At 58.5% G+C, this 21485-nt stretch carries 26 protein-coding genes and 1 tRNA gene; 21 read left to right on the top strand and 6 right to left on the bottom strand.

Annotated features, from left to right (window positions below; all coding sequences use genetic code 11):
* Window positions 1–219 precede the first annotated feature (219 nt).
* A complete protein-coding gene (locus Q1A20_RS03155; protein WP_299403641.1) occupies window positions 220–507 on the bottom strand; it encodes a hypothetical protein in 288 nt (95 codons plus the stop codon).
* 44 nt (window positions 508–551) lie between these two features.
* On the opposite strand from Q1A20_RS03155, the gene Q1A20_RS03150 reads away from it, so the two are divergent.
* From Q1A20_RS03150 to ribD, 10 genes are all read left to right on the top strand, one after another.
* Window positions 552–932, top strand: a complete 381-nt coding sequence (locus tag Q1A20_RS03150) for a hypothetical protein (protein ID WP_299403643.1) — start codon at window positions 552–554, stop codon at window positions 930–932.
* Window positions 933–1122: 190 nt separating this feature from the next.
* On the top strand, window positions 1123–1584 hold the full coding sequence (locus Q1A20_RS03145; RefSeq protein WP_299403646.1) for a hypothetical protein: 462 nt from the start codon (window positions 1123–1125) through the stop codon (window positions 1582–1584).
* Between the two features lie 160 nt (window positions 1585–1744).
* Complete coding sequence (locus tag Q1A20_RS03140; RefSeq protein WP_298970130.1) at window positions 1745–2056, top strand: hypothetical protein; 312 nt, start codon at window positions 1745–1747, stop codon at window positions 2054–2056.
* A 444-nt stretch (window positions 2057–2500) separates the two neighbouring features.
* A complete protein-coding gene (locus tag Q1A20_RS03135; protein ID WP_299915873.1) occupies window positions 2501–3778 on the top strand; it encodes a hypothetical protein in 1278 nt (425 codons plus the stop codon).
* A complete protein-coding gene (locus tag Q1A20_RS03130) occupies window positions 3775–5139 on the top strand; it encodes an insulinase family protein (protein WP_299915871.1) in 1365 nt (454 codons plus the stop codon). The genes Q1A20_RS03135 and Q1A20_RS03130 overlap by 4 nt, the downstream gene beginning before the upstream one ends.
* A complete protein-coding gene (locus Q1A20_RS03125) occupies window positions 5136–5375 on the top strand; it encodes a hypothetical protein (RefSeq protein WP_299915869.1) in 240 nt (79 codons plus the stop codon). The genes Q1A20_RS03130 and Q1A20_RS03125 overlap by 4 nt, the downstream gene beginning before the upstream one ends.
* Window positions 5376–5810: 435 nt before the next feature.
* Window positions 5811–6080 carry an HlyU family transcriptional regulator gene (locus tag Q1A20_RS03120; RefSeq protein ID WP_299403659.1) on the top strand — a complete coding sequence of 90 codons (270 nt, stop codon included), beginning with the start codon at window positions 5811–5813 and terminating at the stop codon, window positions 6078–6080.
* On the top strand, window positions 6077–6502 hold the full coding sequence (locus Q1A20_RS03115) for a secondary thiamine-phosphate synthase enzyme YjbQ (protein ID WP_299403662.1): 426 nt from the start codon (window positions 6077–6079) through the stop codon (window positions 6500–6502). Before Q1A20_RS03120 ends, Q1A20_RS03115 begins: the two co-directional genes overlap by 4 nt.
* Window positions 6503–6637: 135 nt before the next feature.
* Window positions 6638–7105, top strand: coding sequence for a transcriptional regulator NrdR (gene nrdR, locus Q1A20_RS03110; RefSeq protein WP_298970122.1), 468 nt, complete (start codon window positions 6638–6640; stop codon window positions 7103–7105).
* Window positions 7106–7122: 17 nt separating this feature from the next.
* Window positions 7123–8199: a bifunctional diaminohydroxyphosphoribosylaminopyrimidine deaminase/5-amino-6-(5-phosphoribosylamino)uracil reductase RibD gene (gene ribD, locus Q1A20_RS03105; protein WP_299916003.1), complete on the top strand. Its 1077-nt coding sequence runs from the start codon at window positions 7123–7125 to the stop codon at window positions 8197–8199.
* 1 nt (window position 8200) lies between these two features.
* On the opposite strand, the gene Q1A20_RS03100 is transcribed toward ribD, so the two are convergent.
* The 3 genes from Q1A20_RS03100 to Q1A20_RS03090 all read right to left on the bottom strand — a co-directional run bounded on the left by Q1A20_RS03100 (window position 8201) and on the right by Q1A20_RS03090 (window position 12774).
* A complete protein-coding gene (locus tag Q1A20_RS03100) occupies window positions 8201–10219 on the bottom strand; it encodes a capsular polysaccharide biosynthesis protein (RefSeq protein WP_299915866.1) in 2019 nt (672 codons plus the stop codon).
* An 8-nt stretch (window positions 10220–10227) separates the two neighbouring features.
* Window positions 10228–11361: a polysaccharide biosynthesis/export family protein gene (locus tag Q1A20_RS03095; protein WP_299403668.1), complete on the bottom strand. Its 1134-nt coding sequence runs from the start codon at window positions 11359–11361 to the stop codon at window positions 10228–10230.
* A 117-nt stretch (window positions 11362–11478) separates the two neighbouring features.
* Window positions 11479–12774: a capsular biosynthesis protein gene (locus tag Q1A20_RS03090; RefSeq protein ID WP_299915864.1), complete on the bottom strand. Its 1296-nt coding sequence runs from the start codon at window positions 12772–12774 to the stop codon at window positions 11479–11481.
* 151 nt (window positions 12775–12925) lie between these two features.
* Between Q1A20_RS03090 and Q1A20_RS03085 the strand changes: the two genes are divergently transcribed.
* From Q1A20_RS03085 to Q1A20_RS03060, 6 genes are all read left to right on the top strand, one after another.
* On the top strand, window positions 12926–13525 hold the full coding sequence (locus tag Q1A20_RS03085; RefSeq protein ID WP_299915862.1) for a riboflavin synthase: 600 nt from the start codon (window positions 12926–12928) through the stop codon (window positions 13523–13525).
* A 74-nt stretch (window positions 13526–13599) separates the two neighbouring features.
* Window positions 13600–14724: a 3,4-dihydroxy-2-butanone-4-phosphate synthase gene (gene ribB, locus Q1A20_RS03080; RefSeq protein WP_299915860.1), complete on the top strand. Its 1125-nt coding sequence runs from the start codon at window positions 13600–13602 to the stop codon at window positions 14722–14724.
* A gap of 3 nt (window positions 14725–14727) precedes the next feature.
* Window positions 14728–15279 (top strand): 6,7-dimethyl-8-ribityllumazine synthase, encoded by a 552-nt coding sequence (locus tag Q1A20_RS03075; protein WP_299915859.1) that lies wholly within the window; start codon window positions 14728–14730, stop codon window positions 15277–15279.
* Complete coding sequence (nusB, locus tag Q1A20_RS03070) at window positions 15276–15758, top strand: transcription antitermination factor NusB (RefSeq protein ID WP_299403681.1); 483 nt, start codon at window positions 15276–15278, stop codon at window positions 15756–15758. The genes Q1A20_RS03075 and nusB overlap by 4 nt, the downstream gene beginning before the upstream one ends.
* Window positions 15759–15822: 64 nt before the next feature.
* A complete protein-coding gene (locus tag Q1A20_RS03065; RefSeq protein ID WP_298970109.1) occupies window positions 15823–16053 on the top strand; it encodes a hypothetical protein in 231 nt (76 codons plus the stop codon).
* 547 nt (window positions 16054–16600) lie between these two features.
* Window positions 16601–17059, top strand: coding sequence for an MmcB family DNA repair protein (locus Q1A20_RS03060; protein WP_299403684.1), 459 nt, complete (start codon window positions 16601–16603; stop codon window positions 17057–17059).
* Here Q1A20_RS03060 and Q1A20_RS03055 read toward each other — a convergent pair.
* Complete coding sequence (locus tag Q1A20_RS03055; RefSeq protein ID WP_298970106.1) at window positions 17056–17253, bottom strand: DUF6324 family protein; 198 nt, start codon at window positions 17251–17253, stop codon at window positions 17056–17058. The genes Q1A20_RS03060 and Q1A20_RS03055 overlap by 4 nt on opposite strands.
* An 81-nt stretch (window positions 17254–17334) precedes the next feature.
* Between Q1A20_RS03055 and Q1A20_RS03050 the strand changes: the two genes are divergently transcribed.
* Both Q1A20_RS03050 and Q1A20_RS03045 read left to right on the top strand, forming a co-directional pair.
* The gene (locus Q1A20_RS03050) at window positions 17335–17817 is read left to right on the top strand and encodes a GNAT family N-acetyltransferase (protein WP_299916001.1); all 483 of its coding nucleotides are present in this window, start codon (window positions 17335–17337) and stop codon (window positions 17815–17817) included.
* Between the two features lie 43 nt (window positions 17818–17860).
* Window positions 17861–17937, top strand: a tRNA-His gene (locus Q1A20_RS03045).
* Between the two features lie 11 nt (window positions 17938–17948).
* Here Q1A20_RS03045 and Q1A20_RS03040 read toward each other — a convergent pair.
* Window positions 17949–18266, bottom strand: coding sequence for a DUF6476 family protein (locus Q1A20_RS03040; RefSeq protein WP_298970102.1), 318 nt, complete (start codon window positions 18264–18266; stop codon window positions 17949–17951).
* Here Q1A20_RS03040 and Q1A20_RS03035 point away from each other — a divergent pair.
* From Q1A20_RS03035 to Q1A20_RS03025, 3 genes are all read left to right on the top strand, one after another.
* Complete coding sequence (locus Q1A20_RS03035) at window positions 18265–19299, top strand: RluA family pseudouridine synthase (protein ID WP_299915856.1); 1035 nt, start codon at window positions 18265–18267, stop codon at window positions 19297–19299. The genes Q1A20_RS03040 and Q1A20_RS03035 overlap by 2 nt on opposite strands.
* Before the next feature lie 176 nt (window positions 19300–19475).
* Window positions 19476–20372, top strand: a complete 897-nt coding sequence (gene rpoH, locus Q1A20_RS03030; protein ID WP_298970098.1) for an RNA polymerase sigma factor RpoH — start codon at window positions 19476–19478, stop codon at window positions 20370–20372.
* Between the two features lie 399 nt (window positions 20373–20771).
* Window positions 20772–21473 (top strand): hypothetical protein, encoded by a 702-nt coding sequence (locus Q1A20_RS03025; RefSeq protein WP_299403695.1) that lies wholly within the window; start codon window positions 20772–20774, stop codon window positions 21471–21473.
* Window positions 21474–21485: the final 12 nt, after the last annotated feature.

Genomic DNA, 21485 nt, shown 5'->3' with positions numbered 1-21485 from the left:
CGATCTCTTTGTACTATGTTGAAGGGTGCCTCCCACCATAACAGCTGACCACTGCTGGTGGTACTCTTGTTGAGATCGAAGACGCCCGAAGGGCATATGCGTCCCAGCGATGCTACTCCGTAACAACGAATGCATTGGGTTGGTCAATCTGGACAAGCAGGAAGCTGTTTTCAGGCCCAAGGAAGCGATCTCCGTAAACCTCCAATGCGGGTTCCTGCCTCAGCTGAAGCTTCTAGTTTGTCTCGCCAGCGATTTGCTGAATTGGAATTCTGAGTATTGCAAAAATGAAAATCCCCAAGCTTCGACCGCGTAAGCGTGGACGTAAAAGACATCGTTCGCGGTGCGCTTGTCGCTGTCAAAGGTGTTGAACGGACCACAAAGTGCCATGGCCAGGAGCCTTAATCTGACAAAGGCAAATGGCAATTCTTTGCTAAACACGACAGCGAACAAGCGGCAAATAGCTTGAAAACCTCCCTTGCTTGAAACGTGTGGCGTTTCGCGGCTCAACGATTATGCGTGAATTGCGATGATCTCGGTCGGGAGGGAGTTTTGTGCACAGCATTTCTCACTGGGTAGATCTACAAGATCTGGGCCGGCTCACGGGTCTGGACATCGTTGCGGTGTTTCGTTCGGAAGCAATCGCCCGATCCCTGCTCGAAAAGAAGAATCCGGCAGGGCACGACCAGCTGTGTACTGGTCTCGGAGGCCAACAGCCGGTTCTCCGAACGATTGTTTGCCCCGCGCTGGTGTCCGGTTTCGTCGATGCAAAGTGGACCAAGGGCCCTTCGGGAGAGCTTGCAGCCAACCATAAGGCCGCATCTTTTGATGGCTATCCTGGCCTTCAAAAGTCACTGGAACGTCATTTGGTGGACCGTCGCGCTGATTTGGCTCGCCGTTCCCGCCGCGCACGACAGGAACAGGTGGCATGGTAACTGTCGCTTCCTACGCTGGCGTTGGCTATGCACTCGGATTGTTGGTTTGGCCCGAAGATCACCGTCAATTTCAGCTTGGCAGATGTATCGGGCGCGCGGCTTCGCCTGCGTCGGAAACAGGATCGTTCTGTGCGCCGGATCAACGAGTGGACCGGGATAGACTTGCGCGGAGCGTGCGAAAGGGGGGGGCATGAACATCGCCCAACTCTCGTCAGATGGCACATCAGACACCGCCGCGATCGAGGGCTTTGTCGTCTTGCTTAGAGACGGCGTTGAAAACCCGGAAAACATCTGGGCAATAGTCTTGTTCACCATTCCCGAATACCTTCAGCACTATTTTGTCGTAGGCAATGATGATGATCTTCAGGTCGTGCATGGCGATCTAGAACGCAACGTTGACACGCAGGTGATGACCCCGACAGCCACGATACATCGCATTTTCAACGAGTTCGAAACCCTCAATCGGCGCGATCCCCAGATCATCGGCACAATCACGTCCCCCGGCAATCCGCGTGTAAACCACCTTACCAAATCCATTTCTGTCGCACTGCATCCCGGTGAACCGCCAGTGCAGTGCGCAGGTTGGTTCCATCGTGTCCACGCGCTCGACTGCCCCAACATGTCCGTGAATTATTTCTGGCGCTACTACTGAGCGCCGGAACCAGTTTCGTCTCGATCCGTCCAAAGAGACGAAAGTGGGTGGGCGGTTAGTCAAGAACCTCCCACCCGATTGAGCCGCCGGGCAGGAAAACCCGGCTAACCACAACGGCGGAACGGTATCAGATCCGGCCCGCAACAGGAAGGAAGATGGAATGTCCAATACTTCAACAAAGGCGCTCAGTGATCTTTACGCCAACATCAGTTTTGGCGGCGGAGGTGGTGGTGGCAGTGGAGACAGCGGAACCGGCAGCGGGTCGAATTACGATAGCGGCATCGCTGGCAGTGTGGAGTTCACCGCAGAACAGCAGGCTGTTAATCGCGACTATGCTGCAACTGGTGCTGCGGCAGCCACTGGAACGGCCGCCGGTTTGGGCGTCACCGCAGCCACCAGGAGCCCGGTTGCGGGCGCAGCTGTCGGCGCGATGGTTGCAAGAGGCACATATGATGCTTTGACCCCCGAATAGTGACGCGTAAGACTTGACCGGCTGTTTTTGCGCGACGCGTTTCGCAGATCGCAAAAACAGCCACCTAAAAAAGGCGGATTCTATGTCGATACCTCAGGCAGTCTTTTTCTTTGTTGTTGCAATGTCAGTATCGATTGCCATCAGAAAATATGTGCAAAAGAAAGCGATTACTCCACGCGAGGTGTCCATCGCTTTTTTGGGCGCACTGCTTTTGACGATATTGACCGTTTTATTGACGCATATTTAGATGTCTGATCCCAATAGCATCAAGATGCCGATGTGCTGGTCGTATTTTCATCTGATACGATCGAGACGTATTTTTGGCCAATTGTTTCCGGTAATCCCCAGCAGGAACATTCATTTGTTTCAGCAAAGGTCCAAGCATTGATTTGGGTCACGCGCACTTTCAAACTCAGGCCTCTCTACCTTATTTCTGCAGTTGGCGTGGCGCTCGCAATTTTTGTAACCGTTGCTTCGGGTTTGGTCAGTTCTGGGTGGGATGAAGCCTATGGCAGAACCCGTATCGTCGGGAACGCCGAGCCCGAAACAGTGAGTGTGCATCTGTTGTTCAGCCGGTCGGGAGGGGCCGAAAGCGCATCGCCTGCGTTGGATCACTATGTCGAGCATCTGACTTGGCTCAACGCATTTGCCGCCAGTCGCCACGCCGCACGCCATTCCAACGCATGGACGTCTGACATTGCCATCGGGTATTGGTTGTCAGGTCCACCCGAAGATTTACCAGCCATGCTGCGCACCCTTGCACGCGTGTTTGATCCCATCACACTGTCGCGTGAATTTGCAAACCAGGAGCGGGATATCGTCCGGCGGGAATACGACCTGCGCCTTGCTAACCATCCCGATGCGCAGGCGGCCGAAGAGATGAATGCGTTTCTCTATCAGGGCAATGCCATTGCCGCATCGGTCATTGGCACCCCTGCGCAGATCGACGCGCTACGGTTTGACGACGCCAAGGCGCAACACATGGCCATCCATCAGCCAGACCGGTCGTCGCTGCTGGTTATCGGAGAGGTATCGCAGCGTCAGGTGCGCCGCGCCATGAAACAGGTCGGTTTTCCGCATCAGCCGGGCGCGCCCGCGGTGATCGCGCCGCCGCCTTTTGTCCTTGGCCAGCCAGACCATCGTGTCGTGACCTACCCGGTGGCGGATGCGGCCCCACGCATGATCTGGCGCAAGGTTGTTGCACTGCCCGAACCGGTGCAATTCGATCTTCTGGATGCCCAGACGCGTTTGCTGCGGGATATTCTCGCGAGCACCCTTCCGGGCGGTATTGCCGGGCCTTTGCGGTTCGACACCCTTGTCGCAAAAAGCTTCCGGATCGCCGTCTTTCCCATCGATGAACGCCATGTCGAACTCAACTTTCGCGCTGAACCGGGCAATGACATTGGCTTTGACGACCTGCGCGCGGGCTTCGAGGCGGCCTTGACCGCTTCTGCCAGAGGAATCCCTGCAGAAACCTACGCGCGTGTCCATGAACGGTTCAGATCGTTTTGGCCGGAGTGGTCGAACAAGGAGGCGACCCGTGACTGGATGGCGGACTACGTGTTGGACCGCGCCAGCAACTTGCGGGCGCCAATGACGGAAATCGAACTGGCCGCATTGCACAGTCTGCTCTCGGCGCAAGACATCGACGCATTGCTCACGGCCCTGACCGGCCCTGGCCGAACGGCCACTGCCTTTATCGGAAAGGACAAGATCAAGTGAAACACTTTGCCGTGGCAGTGATTGCAATCCTTATGTTGAGCGGGTGTAGCGACGATGCACCGTCCTCCAACATCGAGACCAGCCCCGGCGGCATTGACTACGTGCGCCTGTACATCCCCGAGGCCGAGGTTGTGGCCATCCAGATCGCCTGGCCCACAGACTGGCCGTTGCGTGAAGATGCCAATCAGGCGGTTCCTTATATCGGGGCCGACCTGATCCTCGCAGGTGGTGCCGAGGGGTTTCCGGCTTCGGAAGTCGTAGAGATGTTTGCAGATCTGCAAGTCACGGGCCACCTGTCGGTTACGTCCGATAATGTCCAGGGCAGTTTGGCCGCGCCAAAGGAAAACCTGGACAAGGCTGTCGAAATCGCCAATGCGCATTTGCGGGCACCGCTTTTGGAACAAGGTTGGTTTGAAGGGATTCAACAGAGCTTTGCAGCGAATATGGCCGAAGCATCTGCTGCGCCAGCACATCAGGGTTTTGCCGCGGTGCGATGGGCCGTTTTGGGCGATGTACCGCTCCGTCGTGCGCTGTCCGTCGATCCACCCGAGCAGATTACATCTGCCACGCCCGAGGATGTTGCGAGATGGCATCGTGAAACAATTGTGCGCAACGACGCAAAGATTGTGATCGCGGGTGCCATTGATGCTGAAGAGGCCGGGGCCGCAATTGACGACCTCTTTGCCGGCTTGCCAGAGGTGGGGGCGCGGGTCGCAAAGGCGCCAAGTACCGATTTCACGCCCCGCCGTATCCTGCTGCATGTGCCGGAGGCCAACACCAGCACGTTGTCGTTTGTTGCACCAATGCCCCCGATGCGAGATGGCGGTGAGTTGGAGGATATCATCCTTGTTTCGGCTCTGGGGGAGGGTAAGGACAGCGTTCTCTTTGAGGCCGTGCGCACACAGTTGCGCGCAACATATGGGCTCAGTGCGCATCTTGATGCATACACGCGCGACATCCGGCTTTTGTACTTTGGGGGCGAGGTCGAAACCTCAAAGTTAGCGCAAGCCGCAACCATCGTGCAGGAAGCCTATGCGTCGTTTCGCGAGGTCGGGCCGCCGCAAGGCTTTCTGGAAAGTCTCAAAGACCCCTTCGTCGCACAGAGCAAAAAAACAGCTGCTGACCCTGTCGCCGCGTCCACCTCTGCCCTTATGGCTCTGCTGGATGATCAGGACCCCAGCGTAGCACTTGATCTTGCGTCTGCACTTGATCGTGTGACATCCGAAACCCTTCGCCAAAGACTTGCCAATGCGTTTCCGACCGCGCAGGAGTTTATCATTGTCGCTGTGTCGCCTGATGCTGACGCGCTGCCAAACGCTTGTGTGATATCCAAACCAAGAGACGTCACTGATTGCCAATGAAGACCCGACGCGGTGAAAACACTGGGGAGGTCTCCGTTTCCTGGTTTGGCAAAACGCGATGGATGTTCGCGCCGCGTTACATCGAAATGGCCTTTCTCGCCAGCTTCTTTCGGTTGTTCTGGCGGCTTTGCCGTCCCAGATCCTGCCAGTGGATTTTGATCCTTTCCTACGGCGGCGGTTGTGCACAGAATTCGATGCGGGCGCAGCGCATCAAAGCGCAGATGGTCGGTCTTTGAGACTGCAGCGGTGAACGCGTTCGGTGCAGAAGACAAGATGTTGGACGTCTTGATCTGACACGCATCGAAGCTTCAGCGCGGACTACCGCGTCGGCCCGCTAAGCATACCCGGTCGCCAGAGCCAATTTGCGTTTTGCCGTCGGTAAAACCTTTAGCACCACCAGCCCGGCAATCTTTGCAACGCGCAACAGCACTTAAAGTCTCTATTTTGCGGCGATCTCGGGGCTGCAAGCGTCGTTCATTTGCATCGGGAGAGAAACGATGAGGCGCGGCATCCGAGATCTGAAACATGCCCACCGGTCATTGAAATGTCGCTGAACTCAGTCTCATAAATCAAGCGCGGCAATTGCGAACTTCGATATCTATCTTCTTGACAGAAGCCGTGCAGCGAACTCTGTTTGTGTGGGTTGATGGCGCAAGGTGAGTAAATCAGAAATGTCGATACTCTCTAAACTCTTTGGTAAGGGCGGCTCGGCTGCTGCGACCGCTAAGAAAGACGTAGAAGTGTACGAAGGTTTCCGGATCATGCCGGATCCCGAAGCAGAAGGCGGAAACTATCGCATCGCGGCAACGATCACAAAGGATGGGCAGAGCTACCGATTGCTGCGCGCGGATACCTTCTCTGACCGAGATGAAGCGATACGTATTTCATTGCGCAAGGCCAAACAGGTGATCGACGAGCAGGGTGAGCGGCTGTTTCAGTGAGCGCTCCCGGGCCACGCGAGATTACGGTCAGCACACGAGGTGTCGGGCTCTATGAGATCACCGATCATGTGCGGCAATCGCTTTCCGGGTCCGGTTTGCTCACACTTTTCATAAAACACACCTCAGCGAGCCTGCTCATTCAGGAAAATGCCGACCCGGAGGTCCAAACAGATCTGGCGAATTTTTTTGCCCGTTTGGTGCCATCCGCCGACCATCCTGCGATGTCCTATCTCACCCATACCTATGAAGGGCCCGACGACATGCCGGCCCATATCAAGGCCGCACTTTTGCCCACGCATCTGTCGATCCCGGTGGTGGACGGGCAGCTGGCTCTGGGCACCTGGCAGGGCATTTATCTCTTTGAACACCGCACACGCCCGCACCAACGCAGCATTGCAGTGTCATTTCTGCGCAACGTTTGAGGGCGTAATTCGCCTACCACATCTGGGCGCGCATTTCCCCACTACCCAAAACTTAGGCGCTCACCTATAAGTGTGGATAAGTGGGGCGGCGATCCCACAATCAGAGGCAGATAGACAATAAAAGGGGGACGGCCCATGCGCTGCCCGTTTTGCGGAAACATTGACACCCAGGTAAAAGACAGCCGCCCGGCGGAGGATCACGTATCGATCCGGCGCAGGCGCTTTTGTCCGGCCTGTGGCGGGCGGTTCACCACCTATGAACGTGTGCAACTGCGCGATCTGGTTGTGATCAAATCGACAGGCAAGCGTGAAGATTTTGACCGCGACAAGCTGGAGCGCTCGATCCGTATTTCGATGCAGAAACGTCCCATCGATCCAGAGCGTATCGACCAGATGATCTCTGGCATCGTCCGCCGGTTGGAAAGCATGGGCGAGACGGATATTCAGTCCAAGATGATCGGCGAGATTGTGATGGAAGCCTTGGCCCGGATCGACACCGTCGCTTACGTGCGCTTTGCTAGCGTTTACAAGAACTTCCAGGCCGCAGATGACTTTGACAAATTCGTCAGCGAGCTGCGCCCCGACGTCCCACCGGAAGAGTGAGCGACCCCAAACGTTTCATGGCACTGGCGCTGTCTTTGGGGCGGCGCGGGCAGGGACGAACCTGGCCCAACCCCGCTGTCGGATGTGTGGTTGTCAAAGAGGGCCGCATCATCGGGCGCGGCTGGACGCAACCCGGTGGGCGGCCGCATGCGGAAACAGAGGCCCTATTTCAAGCCAGAGCCACCGTAAAAGGCGCGGATGTTTACGTTACCTTGGAGCCCTGCGCGCATCAGGGTGAAACGCCGCCCTGTGCGCAAGCCTTGATCGATGCGGGGGTGGCAAAGGTCTATGTTGCGACGCTCGACAGCGATCCGCGTGTGAGCGGCAAGGGCTGCGAGATGCTGCGTGCCGCCGGGATTGAGGTCGAGATCGGCCTGTTGGAAGACGAAGCGCTGGCCGACAATGCTGGTTTTTTTGCGCGTGTCGATCTGGGCCGACCTTTCGTAACCCTGAAGCTGGCGAGCAGCTTTGATGGTCGGATTGCAACGGCGACCGGCGAAAGCAAGTGGATCACCGGACCAGCAGCCAGGCGATATGTGCATGCGCTTCGGGCACGGCACGATGCGGTGATGGTTGGTGGGGGGACGGCCCGCAAAGATGATCCCAGCCTGACGGTGCGCGACTTGGGGGTTGATTGGCAACCGGCCCGGGTGGTGATCAGCCGGCGGCTTGACCTGCCTTTGATGAGCAAGCTGGCCCGCACCGCCCAGGACGTACCCGTTATTCTATGTCACGGCAAAGATGCTGACCCGGCGCTTGTGCAGACCTGGCGCGACCTGGGGGCTGACCTTCTGCCCTGCGCTGCAAGTGGCAGCCAACTCGACCCGGGTGATGTGCTGCGACAGCTTGGCACCTACGGGTTGACAAGGCTCTTTTGCGAGGGCGGCAGCGCCTTGGCCGCCAGCTTGATCGAAGCGGATCTGGTGGATGAGCTCATCGGCTTTACGGCGGGTCTGGCCATCGGCGCCGAAGGGCTGCCCTCCATTGGCGCGCTCGGGTTGAGCCATTTGCAAAACGCGCCCCGCTACGCGCTGAAAAGCTGTCGGTCTCTTGGCCCTGATACGGTGCAGGTGTGGCGCCGCGCGCAGGGTTGAATCACCGGCGCCAAAGATGCGCTTTACTGGCAAAGAGGCCCTGCAGTTTTGACAATAACCGATTGCGTGTGCTGCGCGGGGGCATGTCGCCTTGCGCCAGCCTGTCCACGGCGACCTCGACCGGGCAGGGCAGACCGGTTTGCGGATCGACATAGCGTGGGTAGTCGATGAGTGCTGCGTGGACCAACCCGGCCAGTGTGGGCCTTGCACGGCGGCGCGGCGGGATTTCCCCGAGATCGGTTGTCAGCCCCCAGCCCGCATAGAAGGGTGCGCCGAGCGTGGTCACGGGCAATCCGCGCAGCAGCGCCTCGAACCCCAGCAGGGAGGTCATGGTCCAGACCTCCTCTACCTGATCCAGCAACGACAACACGTCTGTTTTCTGTGCGATATGATCGGCGAGGTTGGTGGCGTCACAGGCCCCCTCGCGCAGACCTGCCTCCACATCCGGATGGGGTTTGTAGATCAGGATGGCGGTCGGATTGGCCTCCCGGGCGGCTTGCAAAAGCTGCAGGTTGCGCCGGATGGGACTTGCTCCGGTGGTGATCGAGGCGTCATCCTCGACCTGGCCAACCACCAGAATCCGGTGCCCTTCCGGTATCTGCGCGGCCGCGCCGCCCAGATTATACTTGGTCAGGCCCCCGGTAACCAATTTCCGGATCAGCGCCTGTGCGCGCGCCTCTTGATCCGGGCGCAGTGTTTCGCGTTCGGAAATCAGATTTTCCAACCGACTGGGGCGCGACGGATCATAGTAGATGCCCAGATCATCCGTGACGAGAGACAGGGGCGGCACCAGTTCCGCGCCGAGCCCGCGGGACCGCAGAAACCCATCCTCCACCCGTACCGCATCCTTGTGGCCAACGTCCGCCTTGCCCGCCCAGACCATCCAGGGACGTTTGGTTGCGCGCGCTTTGCCGGGGTCATCCTCGAAGGTGACGGGCTTGTGCTGTCCGTAAAACTGCTGCAGCGGCGCGCGTTTCCAAAGGCTCATACCAGACGCGACCCAACCTTCACGATCCTCTCGCCAAGCGCGGGTTTGGGCGCTCATGGCTTCCATCGCTGTCAAGAGATCGCAGAGCATATCGTTGTAGGGATCGTACCATTTCGGGTAGAGCATCATGGCCGCTGCAAAAAGCTGTGCACGGGTCAGTTTGCGTTGTCGTCGCTGCACCGGGAATTCATCTTCGGACAGTCCCCAGCCCGCGTAAAAGGGCTGGCCGAAGACCCGTGGTCTGTGCCCGGCAAAGATCGCCTCGAACCCCAGTTGTGAAGAAACCGTGTAAACGCCGACCGCCCCTTCGAAAAGGATCCAGGGGCTGATGGGATCGGCCAGCAGCGAAATGCGATCCGAAAGATCGGCGGTGTCGAAATACCCTTTCCGGAACCCGGCCACGGTTTCCGGGTGGGTCTTGATGATAACCTGCGCGCCGGGGTGCTCTTCCTGCGCCACAAACAGCATTTCGAGAAAGCGGTTCCGGTCCGCACCACTTGCGGTCACAGATGCGTCGCCGCGGGTCTGATCCAGCACCAGCGCGTAGCCCGGGGGCAGGGCGGGCAGGGCGGAATTGACCGCGCTGAATTTCGTCAGATGCGCCTCCTGCATCCGCGCAATTGCGCCGCGGGCGGTGTTGAGAAGGGCGGTGTCGTCCAAAGGGTGGGTGCTCAGCAGATGCTCCAGATCGGAAACCGTGGCGGGGTCATAATGCGCGCCTGCGTGATCGATCAGCAGCCCAAGCGGCGGCTCGCCCGCGCGTCCGGGATGCAGGGAGCGCAGCCACGCGTCTTCGACACGCACCAGCCCTGCGTTTTTATGGGCGGCCACCGCTTCGCCGCGATGTGATGTCGGGCTATTGCCCCATACGCCCACAAGATCATTCGGACCGGGCGCCCCGAGTTTAATGTCATATCCGCTCAACTGCAGAATGCGCCTGATGCGCGTTTGGGTCAGGAAACCGCCGTTGTAAACGTATAACCGCCGGGCAGTTTCCTGTCCGGCGGCCTTTGGATCATGCGGATGACCCATGTGGTGCGTCAGTTGACGATCTGGTCGACATTGGCAACAGGTCCGACAAGCGATCCGAAGACCGCGGAAACCGCTTTGTTCCACTGGTTGATCGGCGCTTCTGTCACATAAAGCGTGTCGCTGTCGCGAATGACGAAATCACGGGCCACGAACATGCCATTGGGCTGGGTCAGATCCAGCAGGTAGATCATGCGCTGCGCCCCAATCAGATCATCCCGGCCCAGCACCTGGGCGGCAACTTCTGGCGGTTCGTTGCGGAAAATAAAAACGCCCGTGGCGTCAGAGGTCGACGATACCAGGCCGCCGACTTGGGCGATGGCCTCAAGCGCGGACAGGTTTTGCGACTGGAAGGGTACCCGTGCCTGCGTGCCGGTCGCGCCAAGCGCTGTGAAGGAGCGGGTGTCCTCTTCGACCAGGATGCGGTCGCCGCCGCGCAGGGCGATGTCAAGGTGGGGGTTGTTGTAGAGGTCCTGAAACCAGATGCGGCTGCGCTGACTGCCACGGATCACGGTGATCTGCGCAATTTCAGGTTCAATTGTCACGCCACCCGCACGTGCCAGCATGGTCGAAAGGGTTCTGGTTGGTCGTTCAATAGCGTAAACACCCTGTCCACCCACTGCCCCCGTCAGGGACACGGTGGAGCCGTCACCGGCCTCGCGGCGTACTTCGACCTGCGGATCAGGCGTCTGTTCTTCGAGCTTGGCAGTGATGATACGGCGAATGGCTTCCGGTGAATTGCCCGCCGCACGGATGCGCCCGGCATAGGGGACAAAGATGAACCCGTCCCCATCAACCTGTACACTTTCCAGCAGTGTGGCGTTGCTGGCCTCTCCGGCCAGCAGGCCGTCATCCACGTTTTCCCAGATCGTCAGACCGAGAATATCGCCGGGCTGGATCGTGTCGGACCCGATCTTGGCAGAATTCTGGAAGCTTTCGGAAAATCCCAAGGCCGGCACAACTGCGATGGCGCGCGTGACCCGGTCGTTAACCGCAACGACAAAGGCATCGCCTTCCTTTTGCACGGAGCCCGCAAAGATCTGTTTCTTGTTGGGGCCAACTTGCGGAAGCGTGCACGCCGTCAAGACGGCCAGAGCCGCCGAAATTACGATGGGACGCACCCATCCGAAATCGGAGATTTTCACTGCGCGGTCTCCTCGACCAATTCGAATTCTGCCTCAGATCGCCGACGTTTTCCCGGCGTATTATTCCTTAAAGTACCGGCTAATCTTTCAAAAATCTACTGTGCGCTTGCGGGTAGGCTATTTCACGACACGAAACTGTTGCGCGATGGCCGCGGTTTTGCGGCGTGGAATCTCGTAGGGGTCGCGTCCCGCGAGCATCAGATCGACCACCTTGCGCAGCAGCTGGACGCGGCCCCGGCTGGCATAAAAGCTGCCGGGTAACTGGCTGGTCTCCAACAGGAATTGCCGAAAGTCGCGGTAGGCTTTCATGTCGCTGCGGGTGGGGTTGGCAAAAAATGCGTTCAGCGGTTGATGCGACACCAGTTCGGGTTTGCCATAGACCGCAGCGCCGAACGTCCGCAGAGGAATGCCGCGCCAGAGCACCTGCTGACCGGCGGTGGAATTCACCGTGACAGCGCTGCGCGCCTCGGAGAGGATACCCGCCAATTTGCCCCCCCGCAGGTAATGCACGCGATCCGCGATGCCATGCTGCTGGGCAAACCGGCGGATGTCGCGGCGCAGGGGCGCGCGCCCATCCTCCAGGGGGTGAGCCTTGAAAACCAGGTGATGGTGCGCGGGGGCGCCAGCGGCGAATTGCGAGATGATGAGTTCGAGAAACTCCGCCTGGCTGGCAAAGGGCGCGTGCATCTGAAAGGCGCTGTCATGTTCCAGTTGCAGCAGTGCCAGATGGTAGGGGAAGCTGCCGCTGCGCAGTCGATATGTGGCAACGATCCGTTCAAGCGCCTGAAACGGCATGAACAGCAACCGCCTGATATAAAGCGCAAATTCCTGCCGCACGTGCAGGGCGCGGTGGGGTTGAAACTGCTTGTATCGCTGGTTCCAGAACATCACGAACCAATGATAGAGCGCGCCGTAAAAAATATGCTGGCGCATGTCGCCCCAATGGCTTGGCGGCAGTGGCGGGTCAGGGTCAGCCTCTGCACGGGCATCGCGCATGGCGGAAAGCGGCATGTCCATGAGCGCGGAATGCCCGTTTGAGCCGCCGAGCTCATAGCTGACCCAATAGGGCCGCAGATACCCTTCCTCAAAGACATGTACGCGGATGTTGCGGGCTTTGGCCTCCGTGACGGCTGAGGCATGCATCCACCGTGTGTCGCCATAAAGCACAAGGTCGGTCACCCCCTTGTCGGCAAGATGTTTTTGCAGGAAAGGCAGCCAGTCTTCTTGCGGTGCACGGTAGGGCAAATAGCTCTGCCGTCCGGGCCAGAATGCCCTGTCGCCCGCGTTGAAGCCGATGCGCCAAACCTTTGCACCCGCCTGGCGCAATTGCTTGCCCAATTGATAAAAGAACGGACCGTGCGGGCCTTGCAGAAAAAGGAAAACGCGGGAAGATGCGATGGTATTTGAAGTCAACGATTGCGCCTCAATCAACGAATAGCTTCACTTCCACCAAGTATACCCGGCATTTGTATGGCAGTTTATGCCCGTTCCGGCAAGGCAGGGGGTCTTGTCAGGGCAAGGTCGCGCAGCTAGGTCAAGGTCAGAACCGCAGGAGAGGCTGGCCATGTTCACGGGTATTATCACCGATATCGGGACCATCACGTCACTGGTGCAGGAAGGCGACCTGCGCGCGCGCATCCAGACGCATTACGATACACAAAGCATCGATATGGGCGCCTCCATCGCCTCAGACGGCGTGTGCCTGACCGTCGTCGATCTGGGGCCTGACTGGTACGAAGTGCAGATCAGCGCCGAAACCGTGGAGAAAACCAACATCGGGCGGAACAATTGGGTGGTCGGTAAACGCGTCAACCTTGAGCGGGCGCTCAGGGTTGGCGACGAATTGGGGGGGCATATCGTTTCCGGGCACGTGGATAGCGTCGCAGAAGTCGTCGCCATCGAAGATGAGGGCGACAGCACCCGCGTGACGCTGCGCGCGCCTGATGCATTGGCGCGGTTTATTGCGCCCAAGGGATCGGTGGCGCTGAACGGCACGTCGCTGACTGTCAATGATGTCTCCGGCACGGATTTCGGTATCAATTTCATCCCCCATACGAAAACCGCCACCACGTGGGGGGAGGTCACGCTGGGGGATCTGGTCAATCTGGAGATCGATACGCTGGCGCGTTACGTCGCGCGACTGGCAGAAATGCCTGCCGCCTGAACGCGCGGCGCGTCTGGTCAAGGGGCGGCGGCTGGGCTAAGAGCCAGCAAGGTTGAAGGAAAGGCACGCGCGCCATGAGTTTTGAAACGCCCGGACCGGTTGAGAAAGATCTGCGCAGCAGCATCGCACCCATCGAAGACATCATCGAAGATGCCCGGCAGGGGCGGATGTTCATTCTGGTGGATCATGAGGATCGCGAGAACGAAGGCGATCTGGTGATCCCTGCGCAATTTGCCGATGCCGCGGCCATCAACTTCATGGCGATGCACGGTCGCGGGTTGATCTGCATGCCACTGACCGCGGAGCGGGTGGACACCCTGGGCCTGCCGATGATGGCGGTGAACAATTCGTCGCGGCATGAGACCGCCTTCACCGTATCGATCGAGGCGCGTGAAGGGGTGAGCACCGGCATTTCCGCGGCAGATCGGGCATTGACGGTTGCGGTGGCAATTGATGACGACAACGGCCAGGCCGACATTGCAACACCTGGCCATGTGTTTCCCCTGCGTGCGCGGCGCGGCGGCGTTCTGGTGCGCGCGGGCCATACCGAAGCCGCCGTCGACATCAGCCGTTTGGCGGGGCTGCACCCCTCCGGTGTGATCTGCGAGATCATGAAACCCGATGGCGACATGGCGCGTCTGCCCGATCTGGTGGATTTCGCCGCAGAGCATGGGCTCAAGATCGGCACCATCAGCGACCTGATCGCTTACCGTCTGAAACATGACAACCTGTTGCGGTTGCGCGATGAACGCGAGGTGACCTCGGCCTATGGTGGCGCCTGGCACATGCGGGTGTTTGCCGATGAGATCACCGGCACCGACCATGTGATGCTGTCGAAGGGAGATATTTCGTCTGATGCGCCGGTTCTGGTGCGCACCCATGCGCTGAACGCGTTGGAAGACATTCTGGGTCTCGGGCCAAGCCCTGCGGATGAGTTGCCCCGCGCGATGGAGATCATTGCCGAGGAAGGGCGGGGTGCCGTTTTGCTCTTTCGGGAGCCGCATCCGAAACTGCGCCTTGATGGGGATGAGGATGATGGCCCCCGCACCATCAAGCGGACCGGGGTGGGCGCGCAGATCATGTCCACCATGGGTCTGAGCGAGCTCATTCTGCTGACCGACAGCCCGCAGACCAAATACCTCGGGCTTGATGCCTACAACCTGTCCATCGTGGGCACGCGCCCCATCACCAAGGAGTAGACCATGGCCGCCAATGAACAGCACTATGTCCTGCCGCGCCCGGCGTTCGACAAACCGGTGAAAATCCTGATCGTGGTCGCGCCTTACTACAAGGACATCGCCGACAATCTGGTGGCCGGGGCCAAGGCTGAGATTGAGGCCGCGGACGGCACCTGGGATCTGGTCGAAATGCCCGGGGCGCTGGAAGTGCCGACAGCCATCGGCATTTCCGACCGGCGCAGCAATTTCGACGGGTACGTGGCCCTGGGATGTGTGATCCGGGGCGAGACCACGCATTATGAAACGGTGTGCAATGATAGCAGCCGTGCCTTGCAATTGTTGGGCCTTCAGGGGCTGTGCATCGGCAATGGCATCCTGACGGTGGAGACCCGCGAACAGGCTGAGGTGCGTGCTGATGTCAAGGGGCAGAACAAAGGCGGTGGGGCGGCGGCGGCGGCCTTGCATCTGGTGGCGATGGCTCGTAAGTGGGCGTCCCAATCCAAGGGCATCGGGTTCAAGCCAGCAGGGCAGGAGATTCTGATCGCCGGTTCAAAAGATGGATCCACAACCTCATGACATCGCTTCACGGCAACCTTTCCGGCAATCAGCGCCGCAAAATGAAATCGGCGGCACGGCTTTATGCGGTGCAGGCGCTGTTTCAGATGGAGCATTCCGCGCAGACCGTGGAAGCGGTGCGTGCTGAGTTTCTCGATCACCGTTTTGGCGCCACCTACGATGGTGAGGAAATGCTCGATGGCGACATTGAGCTTTTTGAAACGGTGGTCGAGGGGGCCGTGAACTATCAGGCCCCGATTGACCAGATGACCGATCGTGCATTGGTGGCCAAATGGCCGTTGGGCCGCATCGACCCGACGCTGCGCGCGCTCTTCCGCGCCGCCGGTGCCGAGTTGAATGGCAAAGAGACCCCACCGAAGGTGGTGATCACAGAATACGTCGATGTGGCCCGCGCGTTCTTCCCCGATGGGAAAGAGCCGCAATTTGTCAACGCCGTGCTGGATCACATGGCGCGCGAAATCCAGCCCGAGGCATTCTGAAGCATTTGCTTACCGCGGATCGGGTGTTAGATTCTCAACCGTGAATGGTAAGATTGGATCGGTCATGCCACGTGTCATGCGTCTCTACATCATCAGTGGGCTCACCGGATTTGGTGTCGCAGCGGTTTTCGTTGCGATGATCATCGCCTTCAACGTGGCCAACCTGCGGCACCTCATTTTCACCTCGGATATTGGTGTCATGGCGACGGTCGCGTTTTGGATTCTGAACGGAATCGTGTTTTCAGGGGTTCAGTTTGCCTATGCCGTCACACAGCTCGCGAAGCGAACAGATTGACGCTGCGTAACAGCCAATGATGCACGCGCCGATGCGGTCATATTCTTTCGTTTAATCTTGATTTATGTCGCATTGACCTCTGGACATTTGGCTCAGAAATGCCATCTTAAGATCAAAGGAGAGCAAAATGTCCGAATTCATCCTTAGAATATTCAGAAATCTGTTTGCTCAGCCGCAGCAAGAAACACTGCTGATCCCAGTGCGCGTCGAAGAAAAGCGCAAGCTGTATACGCGCCGCTAAGCTGCGCACCAGCCAAGTTTTGAACGTTTTGAAAGCGGGTCGGTGTGACGGGCCCGCTACAGCCGTCTTGGTATTTATTCCCGAGGACCTGTATATACAGGTGGGCGCCAGGTAACCAGGCCAGGGCCAGGACAGAGCCAGCTCCCTCGGATTTGCTTAAGGCCACTGGAATGTAACCAGTCACGCGAAGAGCAGCACCCGTCACCCACCCCACTTAAGTTCACCAGCTGACCTCGGCAAGGGGCTAAGCGACAACGGCGGATGATTATCCTTGCACGATGTTCATGATATGTTCATATTTGCGACATGCCACATGATGATCCGCAGAATTTCCAACCGGGCCAGCTGTTGGCGCGTGGGGCGGCCCGCCTGCTGACAAGCTACGGGTTTGTCAGTGTAGAAGAGCTGATCCCCTCCCGCGGTCTGCGGGTGGACCTGATGGGCCTAGGCCCCAAAGGCGAGGTCTGGATCATCGAATGCAAATCGAGCCGCGCGGATTATCAGTCTGATCACAAATGGCAGGGGTATCTGGACTGGTGTGACAGGTTTTTCTGGGCGGTTGACGCGCATTTTCCAACCGACCTTTTGCCCGATGAGACCGGGTTGATCATTGGCGACGCCTATGGCGCGGAAATCATCCGCATGGGGCCGGAAGACAAACTGCCCGCGCCGCGGCGCAAATCCATGGTGCAGAAAGTGGCAGTGACCGCAGCGCGGCGCCTGCAGGTTTTGCGCGATCCGGAGGCGGGCGCGGATTGGGGTTAGCGGCGGCCGGGTTTCATCGCGCGGGCACGGTTTGCCGCGGCAGAGATCTCTTCGGCGATTTCATCTGCGTCATCGGGTGAAAAATCCATCGGGATTTCAGCGCCACCCGCTTCGACATAGATCCGCACCATACCCTTGTCGGTCGGGCCAATTTGCAGATTTGCCTCAATGTCGCTTTCGGTATCGATGCCCATGTCTGCTCTCCTCAGGTAAGTGCAGGCATCGCTAGCGTGCGTGACCTTGAAACACAAGCCGGCATGCGCTTTTGTGGCCGGATGGATCACATCAAGATACGCAATTTCACCTCGGCCGACCGGGATTGGCTGGTGACACAGCATGGCACGCTTTATGCAAAATCCGAAGGGTTCGATGACAGTTTCGGCAGTTTGGTGGCGGAGATTTTGGATGATTTCATCGCCGGGCATGACCCGAGTGTCGAAGCTGGTTGGATCGCGGAGGAGAACGGCCAGCGGCTGGGGTCGATTTTCTGCGTCCGGCTGACCGAGACGACCGCAAAACTGCGCTTGTTTCTGTTGGTGCCGGAGGCGCGCGGCAAAGGGCTGGGCAAGCGACTTTTGCAGACCTGCATGCGCTTTGCCAAGGATCGCGGCTACGCTGACATGCAGCTTTGGACTCATGAAAGCCACGCGGCGGCCTGCGCGCTTTACAAATCGACCGGATGGCAGATGATCGGCAGCAAAACGGTGCATTCATTTGGCCAGAATCTGGTGGAACAGAGCTGGACCTATCGCTTCTAAGCCCCTTGCAATCTGCAGGTCGGGCGGATAAATCGAGCATAGTGCCGCCTTAGCTCAGTAGGTTAGAGCGCCTGATTGTGGATCAGGAGGTCCCCCGTTCGAGCCGGGGAGGTGGTACCACCCAAAACACGTTAATCGGTCGGATTGATGGCAATGCTTTGCCGAAGCTGACCGGTGACCCTGTCAAAGATCAGGATTTCATCCGCATCCGTCGTGATTGCAAACCAATCCGGCCCTTGGGTGAAGGAAACGGGCCGCGCATCCCCCGGCAAGGTGATCTCGGAGGGCAATGTCGGTGGGCGATCATTGAAGCGGATGACAATCAGCGCGATGATCAGTAGAAGACCGCCAATCATCGTTGCGGTCAGCACCGTCACCAATCGTCTCAGAAAGCGCAGGTTTGCGGGTTCTGCCATCTCTTCTTCGGGCTTCATTTCGGAATTACGCATGCCGCACCGCCAAATCCACTTCATCATCGACGAAACACCGCCGCAGCGTCTTGATAAGGCGCTTGCGCGGGATGTGCCAGCGGAGGCTGCATTGTCGCGCACCCGTCTGGGCCGCCTGATCGCAGATGGTGCCGTCTCTGTGGCGGGGGATGTGGTCACCGACCCCAAGGCGCGCGTGCAGGCGGGGGCAGCGGTGGTGATTGAGGTCGAGGAGGCGCAAGAGAGCCATATTCTACCCGAAAACATCCCCCTGGACGTCGTTTTTGAAGACGATGACCTGATCGTGGTGAACAAGCCCGCGGGGATGGTGGTGCATCCCGCACCGGGAACGCCTTCGGGCACGCTGGTGAATGCACTGCTGGCGCATTGCGGGGACGCTCTGTCGGGGGTGGGCGGCCTGAAACGCCCCGGCATCGTGCATAGGATCGACAAGGAGACCTCCGGCCTGCTGGTTGTGGCCAAATCCGACGCCGCCCATCATGGGCTGGCCACGCAATTCGAAGCCCATACGGTGGAGCGATACTACCGCGCGCTTGTTTTCGGGGTGCCGGATGGCAACGATCCCCGGTTGCGGGGGGTAAAGGGGGCGAGTTTCGAGGCTGGGAACATCTTGAAGATCACCACCCAATTGGCGCGCCACAAGACGGATCGCCAACGACAGGCGGTTCTGTTTCACGGTGGGCGCCACGCGGTGACCCGTGCGCGCACGGTTGAAAGCTATGGGACGCCGCCGGTACTGGCGCTCATGGAGTGTTGGCTGGAAACCGGACGCACCCATCAGATCCGGGTGCATATGGCGCATGCCGGTCATGGTCTGGTCGGTGATCCAACCTATGGTGGAAGACGCAAACTGGCGGCAAAAGCCCTTTCGGATGGTGCCCATGAGGCCGTTCGCGCATTTGCGCGCCAGGCATTGCACGCCGCGGTTTTGGGCTTTGACCACCCCATCAGCGGCGAAAAAATGCGGTTTGAAGCACCTTTGCCCGAAGATTTGGCGGCGCTGCTGCGGAATTTGCGGAGCGTTTTGACATAAACAGCAAGCCTGCGTGAGCGCACTGACATGTGAGATGTTAACGCTGGCGCTTTGTGTCAGTCTTTCATTAATCGATGCATTGTAATGATTGCGTTAACATTTCCGCGGTCTGCGACTTGAACTGATCGGTTCAGACCCCATATTCATGTTAAGCCCTTAAACATTGGGAGGTGCTCATGGCGAATTATGCAAATCTACCGGCTCCAACACCGGAAGGCGGCTTGAACCGCTATATGCAGGAAATCCGGAAGTTTCCGCTCTTGGAACCTGAAGAGGAATACATGCTCGCAAAAGCATGGGTCGAGAAGGAAGACACCGCGGCGGCGCATCGGATGGTGACGTCACACCTGCGTCTGGCTGCCAAGATCGCCATGGGATACCGTGGCTATGGCCTGCCGCAGGCTGAGGTGATTTCCGAAGCAAACGTCGGCCTCATGCAGGCGGTGAAGCGGTTTGACCCAGAAAAAGGCTTCCGCCTTGCGACTTATGCCATGTGGTGGATCCGCGCGTCGATCCAGGAATATATCCTGCGCAGCTGGAGCCTGGTGAAGCTTGGCACAACCTCCGGTCAAAAAAAGCTGTTTTTCAACCTGCGTAAGGCCAAAAACCGCATTGGTGCGCTGGAGGAAGGCGACTTGCGCCCCGAAAACGTGGCTCGCATCGCGACCGATCTTGGCGTGACCGAAGACGAAGTGATCTCCATGAACCGGCGTATGTCCGGCGGCGATGCATCGCTGAACGCGACCGTTGGCTCCGAAGGCGAAGGCGCCATGCAGTGGCAGGACTGGTTGGAAGATGAAGACGCCGACCAGGCTGGCGATTATGAGGCGCGTAACGAGCTTGAGGCGCGTCGGGAGTTGCTTTCCGAGGCAATGTCGGTGCTGAATGACCGCGAAAAGGACATTCTGACCCAACGCCGCCTGTCTGATAAAACTGTCACGCTGGAAGATCTGAGCACGGAATACGACGTGAGCCGCGAACGTATTCGCCAGATCGAAGTGCGCGCTTTCGAGAAGCTGCAAAAGAAAATGCGTGATCTGGCCAAGGAAAAAGGCATGTTGGCCACGGCCTGAGCCAACACCTTTTTGTCATTAACCCGCCGACGCAAGTCCGGCGGGTTTTTTTGCGCCCGCGAAACTGTCTTGCAATGAAAGTGCATTGCAGGGCAAAGGAGCGTGGTCTTACGGCGGCGTTTCTCCTCGACGCAGCAGTGATCCTTGGCGTTCCGCTAGAGGCATTTTATGCCAGAATAACCTCTAGCGTGGATTGAAACTGGAAAATAAGGTAACGTGATCTGGGGTCATTTTACCCCTGTTTACAATGGTTGAGCCTTGCCGGTGGCGTTTTAGGCCACAGGCAGTGACCTTGATAGGCTGTGGCACCGCCCTTTGCGTTCAGCGGGTCGCAGCGCTTTTGGGATACGTCTCAACCCACAGACGACGTTGTTTGAAAGATCGAATTTGGAGAAGACCATGAAAATCGCCCCGATTATTGCCGTTGCCATCGTCGCGTTGATCGCTGCATATGCGGCCTCGCTCGGATTTGGCAGCCTGTCATTTGAAGAAAACCTTGCGGAACGCGTGGCCAGTCACTTGCTGGCCCTGGCGTTCTTTGCGCTTCTGATCGAACGGGCGGTGGAGGTCATCGTCAACAACAAGTTCATGGCGCGTGAGCTCAGCGAAAACGCTGCCGTGGTGCGCCTGCAGCGCAAATGCAGCATCCTGCAATCCGCCCTTGATCTGGAGGTGCAACAGCCGGTTCCGGTGATGACCGATCAGAATGCTTTGACGACAGCCAATGAGGCGAAGAATGAAAACATTCACTCTTTGAGGACCCAGATCCGCGAAGCGAAACTGGCAAAAATCGCCGCCGATCAAAATGCCATGCCGGATCGCGAAAAAACATCGACGGAGAAGGCCGCTTTTGCCGCAACAACCGCCACGATCCTGGGGGGATTGGTTGCCCTGACCGGCACAACCGTTCTGGCGGAGTTCGTCAAGGTGCCCCAGGAAGCCAGCGGCGCGCATTTCCTGGGGATCTTCAACCAGCTGCAGTGCTTTGTGGCTGTTGATATCCTCTTCACCGCGTTGATCCTTGCAGGCGGCTCCGAGGGTATCCATCAGATCGTCAAAGGGTTTTTGTCAGCCAAGGATGAGTTTTCGCTGCAAACCTGAGCGGTCTGCCAG

Source organism: uncultured Roseobacter sp. (assembly GCF_947501835.1).
GTDB lineage: Bacteria > Pseudomonadota > Alphaproteobacteria > Rhodobacterales > Rhodobacteraceae > Roseobacter.
Note: the sequence above shows the minus strand (reverse complement) of the source record. Positions and strands in the feature narration are given on the sequence as shown.